The sequence below is a fragment of the Streptococcus thoraltensis DSM 12221 genome, from assembly GCF_000380145.1.
Classification (GTDB): Bacteria; Bacillota; Bacilli; order Lactobacillales; family Streptococcaceae; genus Streptococcus; species Streptococcus thoraltensis.
In genome coordinates, this window is record NZ_KB904614.1 from 1 (window position 1) to 5,518 (window position 5,518).

The window sequence follows — 5,518 nt, forward strand, 5'->3', positions numbered from 1 at the left end:
ACTTGTAAATATCTTTTAGTAAGAGATACTTGAACATCATGATAGGAGAGTAGGCACGACGTCCGAAGTCAGGTTGATAATTCTTTTCCAGCTCATCATAAATAAAGCTAAAATCACAGAGTTCCGTTAGCTGCCGTAAAAAATGAGTTTTAGGAACAACAATATCATACAGAGTAGAATAGGGACTAACATCTAAAGTCAACTGATTATCAAGCATATCATCACCTCAACTTTAGTATAGCAAAAAAAGCCATCAAACGATGACTTTTTCAGTGGGCTCCCAATCTGATTTTCTCTCGGTGTTAGCTATAAGTCAACCCACTACAGTTGACAAAGAGCCAAAATGCGTAGAATGAGCGCAATTCTATGCATTTTACAATATACTGTATTATCTTTCATCATCAAGCACTCATTATTCTTCCCTTAATAAATTGTCATTAATTTTAAAAACTCTATCAAAAAAAACTGAGATGTTAAGATGGTGATCTACGATAATTATTACTGCATTAGGTAGCCTTGATTTTAATAATTGTAATATTTTCCCTATAGATAAAGCATCGATATTTGATAGTATTTCGTCCAAAATTAATACATCAGGTTTGTATAACATTGCTCGTGCTAAATGTAATTTTTGAACCTCTCCCAAACTAAGTTCTCTGGAAATCTCTGGACCAGAAGTATAAATTCCTTTATCTAATGTTAATATTCTTTCATATAAACCAATATCTTTTAAAATATTAAATATAACATCATCAGATATATTTTTTGAAAAAAATTCTTCTCTCAATGATTTTAAAATAAATCCTTGATGATTGGACAAATAAATAACATTAGTAGGAGTTAATTTCGTTTGATCATCTAATATTAGCAATGTTCCATTCTCTTTTTCAATACAAATATGTCCAGTATAATGTTGATATAAATTAGTAAGTGTTTTTAAGAATAAGGTCTTTCCACTACCATTTTCTCCTCTCAATAAGATATGTTCCCCTTTTAAGAAGGTAACATCGATATTAGAAATCAGTGATTTATTTTTACTAAAAATATTTAAATTACAACATTTTAAAGATCTAAAATTACTGAAATCAATGATTTTAGAACTTTGATAAGATTTTTCGAAATATTCTTTTATTCTCTGTTCATAAACCTTGCTTACTGAAACTATAGAAATAATATTAACTAGTTGAGTAACTGGTGAAAAAATTACTCCACTATATGTGTTAAATGCAATTAAGTCACCTACCGAAATTGTATTGTGATTAACTAACAAAACCCCGAATATAAAAATTATTATAGTTGTTGAGGAGATAAACGCTGTAGTAATTATACCTATAAAATTTTGAAAGCCTCTAACCTTAGAATTTATTATATAGTTACTTTTATACCTTTCCTCAAATTCTTTTCTAACTTTAGAAAACAGTCGAAAGATTTTTATAACTTCATGGTTTGTCACTATCGTGCTCAAATCTTTTAATAATAAGTCTCTATTATTTTGCTGTTCATGACTTAGTAACTTCAACTTTTTCCCTACATGTACCATCCATAACGTATAAATAGGAATCGTTATTACTACTACGATCGTTAAAGTTAGACTCATTTGAAACATCAATATTAAATATCCTAAAAACAAACATATATTTGAAATAAACGATACTACTATATTTTCTATATTGGTTACAAGCAACTCAGTATCGTTAAATATAACAGTCGTGATATTAGAATTATCATTTAAAGAGTTTACAACATTTTCTGATAAAACTCGTTCACGTAACGACATTAAAAAACTTTGGAAAAAGTGTGCACTTGATATTGCATTTAACCTTCCAAGAATTAATTGAATAGATACAATTATTATAATAATTACCATATATCCCCATAACCTTTGGAGATGCCCTCCAATTAGCACATCATCAACAATAAGTTTTGATATATATGGCAACGGTAAAGAGAATATTACTCCTAGTAATATTAAAAGTGTAATGTAGCCAAATTGATATTTACGCTTTCGCACAAAGTTCCAAAAAAAGTCCATAAAATTGATTTACCCTTACACCTAATATGTCCCAAATTGCTCAGAAATTGAATTAAGTATTTATTGAATTGAATACAATTACCTTTTCTAGATATCTTTTCAAAATATCCTCTCTAATCTCCAAATAGTGTGCTTTTATTGCTTCTAATAAAGAGACATCGTTATATAAATAAGCACAATATAAACATTTATGTGCAAAATTGGGTATTGGCTCTCCTGACCATTTAGAAGCCGTTTCTACAATCTTTTTAGGCCCCTCAACAAAAATCCAAATTTTTAGAAAATCGTTATGATGAACAGACAATAATTCATCTAAATTAGAATCAATGACTTTACCCAAATGTAACTCGCTTATGTCATTAGAAGTTAAACCACAACATCCAACTACATCTCCCCTAGGTTCCAAAGCAACTGTATCAAATATTCCATCACACCCATCATCGTTACCTTTTAGAATTGATTTATCAAAATTATATACTGTATCAGTATGGAAAGATACCCATATTGTAGGCATAACCTTTAAAAGCTTAGAATACTTTTTGTTTTTAATATATTTGGAATATAAGGAATGATTAATAAAATCCTCTACTTTAAATTTCTTGCTACTATTAGTCTCTACTGCAACACAAGTTAACAAACCTTGTTCAATACTTGCTATCGAACAACGTAAAACATTTTCTACAGGAACAAATTTTTGATGACTATCTCCGGTTGAAAAATTTATTTCACTTAATCCACTTTCTTTTAAAAATTTCACTCGCTTTCTAGCAGATTCTAGACTTGTACCCCAAAATCCATTAGTAACACATCTTGTTAAAAATCCTAAATCATGCGCATACTTGATACTTTGGACTAGTAATTTAAATTCAATAAAGCATTCTCCACCTGAAAAAACAACCACCTTGACATTCCCTAGCTCTTTAACCTTATTTAAAAAATTTTTTATTGTATCGAAGTTTAAAGATGTACCTTTCAAGCGAGGCGAACACGAAAAACAACATTCATCACATTCTGCAACACATTGATATGTCATAAGAATTGCCGCTGTTCTAGGTTTTGGTTCTAAATCATTCATTGATTTCTCCTAAGCTATTATACTCTTTAACTGTTTGTACAAATTGTTCAATTATATCTTTTAAATACGATACTCCGCCAACTTTAAGCGCTTTCTTAGATATTTTAGATAAAAATTCATTATCCACTTTTTTGAAAAATTCTTCACTTTTATCGGGATCAGAAGCTAATACTCCCAATGCAACTGCAACAAGAGTAGCAGCTCCTACAACTGTAGTAAGTCCAGCTACTACATTTGCGCCAGCAGCAACTTCATGTACAGCTACATACGAAACACTATAGAACCATCCTTTACTATATTCTACAGTCGGTTTCATTAAATAAACATCATCCTTTGTCAAATTATATTGAATTCTTTCACTTTCTATAAAATCATATGGATCCATGAGATTTTGTATGTTCAAACTATCAAAAGTCAATGAAGCTACGATATCTTTAGGTACATCCAAGCTAAATTTGGAATTCTTATCCATATCTCTTAAAGGATCACCAAAAATACGTTTATTACTCATAGTACTCCCTCCTTAAATTATATGAGTTAATGTATTGGTCCAAAAAATAATAATAATAAAAATATAATAGAAATAAAAATAAAGGCACTAACGTAAATTATACGACCTATTGGATGCTTAGGATTTATTGCTATACCTAAATACCTTGATTCTGAAAAGGTTTTAGAATCTTGGAATTTATTATCTTCATATTTGTATCCGGCAACCATCATCCAAAATATTGAAAAACATAATAAACATGCTAGTATTTTTTGAGTTTTTAACGAAATATCATCAGCAAAGAGAAGCATTATCACTGTTATCACAAGTTCACAGAAAAGAAAAATAAAAAATAACATTAATGGAATTATATTATTATTTTGTTTATTTCTTCTCAAAGGTCTAAAATGGTAAAAATAATTTCCTAAAGTAAGTATAGTTAGTAAAGTTCCCAACCCAATTATGGAAATCAAAAATTGAATGTTAGTATAAATACATATAATGGCCCATAAAATAAATCCTACTGTAATGAAATAATTAAAAATTCTTTTTTTTGACACAACATATCACCTCACATGACATTTTACTCTATGATAAGAATACAATTATTACATCTAGTTCTACATTTATAAATTACTATGAAATCATTTCCAAAACTATATTAAACTCATTGTATCATTCTTACATTTCAAAGGATTCTATTCCCATATTTGCATTTTTCTCAATTCTCCAGTACTTTTTCCAAATGTCTTTCGTATGTCTTTGCTAAGTTATTACTTCCTGCTAATTTCAACGCAGCAATACACTTCTTCATTTCAATAATTGACTTCGTATTCTCCTCGTATTTATATCTATATAAATTTTGTGCATATTTAAAGACTAAACGTTCATAAACTTCTGTTTCTATAAAAAAACATTGATTTAACTGTTTTTCAAGGTATAAGGCATCAATAAATTGTATTCTCTCAATACAAGTAATGTAGGCATTAAGCAACATGGTTGAGATCAGTCGCCGATTCGTAGGAATTTCTTTGTAAAAATCGGAACGTCTACACATTTCTCTAGCTAAAATCATGAAAACTTCGTGTTTTAAAACATCTAAAGTATTCATAAAAATTAGTAATTCATAATCGCCCCAGTATTCAACACTAAATAGATAATCTGTTAAATCGATTAAGTCTTGTTCAGTATAATAGCTTTCTCCAGATAAATCTTGTAAGCGAATTTTTAATAAAATAGTATTGATTTGATGAAACTTTTCTCGCTTAGGATTTAATTCCATATAAAAATAGAGTAAGCTCTTAAACCCCTCAACATCATTAGTTGAGACAAAATTTCGAACCTTTACCAAGAGTTCATTTAACTCATCACGATGAAAATCATGGACAGCATACATAAACTCATCTATAGACATATTAATCTCGTCCAAGATAAGCATAAATTTTGAAATCGTTAAATCAGTCTCCCCCTTCTCGAAACGTGAAAGTTGAGACGTTGATATACCAGCTTTTGCAACATCTTTCAAACGTAATCCCCTTGATTCTCGAAACTTTTTAAAAATTTCTCCAAAATTTTTCATTTCTCAACCTCCATCGAGCATATATGGGAATAAGTTTTACTTTCCTAATTTGTAAAATTAAGCTAGACAGAAAAAAGCCATTTATGTTAGGCTCAGATAAACACCACATTTGTCTGAAAGGAACTAACATAAATGACCTATACCCATCTTACCACAAATGAACTTGTCATGATAGAGGCTTATTACAAAGAAGGAATAGCCGTTAGCCATATTTGTCAATCCCTCAAAAGATCAAGACAAACGATTCATAAGGTCATTGCTTATCTCAAGGCTGGCCACACTGCTTATGATTACTACAAGGACTACAAAGCTAACAAGAAACGTTGTGGTCGTCGTCAGACC

Annotated in this window: 6 protein-coding genes and 1 pseudogene; 1 reads left to right on the forward strand and 6 read right to left on the reverse strand. The window is 29.7% G+C overall.

The window, feature by feature from the left end; all coding sequences use genetic code 11:
• The 6 genes from A3IA_RS0107965 to A3IA_RS0107990 all read right to left on the reverse strand — a co-directional run.
• Positions 1 to 217, reverse strand: a 217-nt coding sequence (locus tag A3IA_RS0107965; RefSeq protein WP_018380569.1) for a transposase, incomplete at its 3' end; no start/stop codon positions are given.
• Positions 218 to 412: 195 nt separating this feature from the next.
• Positions 413 to 2,011, reverse strand: a complete 1,599-nt coding sequence (locus tag A3IA_RS0107970) for an ABC transporter transmembrane domain-containing protein (protein WP_244862338.1) — start codon at positions 2,009 to 2,011, stop codon at positions 413 to 415.
• A gap of 73 nt (positions 2,012 to 2,084) precedes the next feature.
• Entirely contained in the window at positions 2,085 to 3,107 is a 1,023-nt protein-coding gene (locus A3IA_RS0107975) for a radical SAM protein (RefSeq protein WP_018380803.1), read from the reverse strand.
• Positions 3,100 to 3,618: a hypothetical protein gene (locus A3IA_RS0107980; RefSeq protein WP_018380804.1), complete on the reverse strand. Its 519-nt coding sequence runs from the start codon at positions 3,616 to 3,618 to the stop codon at positions 3,100 to 3,102. Before A3IA_RS0107980 ends, A3IA_RS0107975 begins: the two co-directional genes overlap by 8 nt.
• Positions 3,619 to 3,644: 26 nt before the next feature.
• On the reverse strand, positions 3,645 to 4,157 hold the full coding sequence (locus A3IA_RS0107985) for a hypothetical protein (protein ID WP_018380805.1): 513 nt from the start codon (positions 4,155 to 4,157) through the stop codon (positions 3,645 to 3,647).
• Positions 4,158 to 4,318: 161 nt separating this feature from the next.
• A complete protein-coding gene (locus tag A3IA_RS0107990) occupies positions 4,319 to 5,176 on the reverse strand; it encodes a helix-turn-helix domain-containing protein (RefSeq protein ID WP_018380806.1) in 858 nt (285 codons plus the stop codon).
• 132 nt (positions 5,177 to 5,308) lie between these two features.
• Here A3IA_RS0107990 and A3IA_RS0107995 point away from each other — a divergent pair.
• Positions 5,309 to 5,518, forward strand: a pseudogene (locus A3IA_RS0107995) (helix-turn-helix domain-containing protein); the annotation flags it as partial.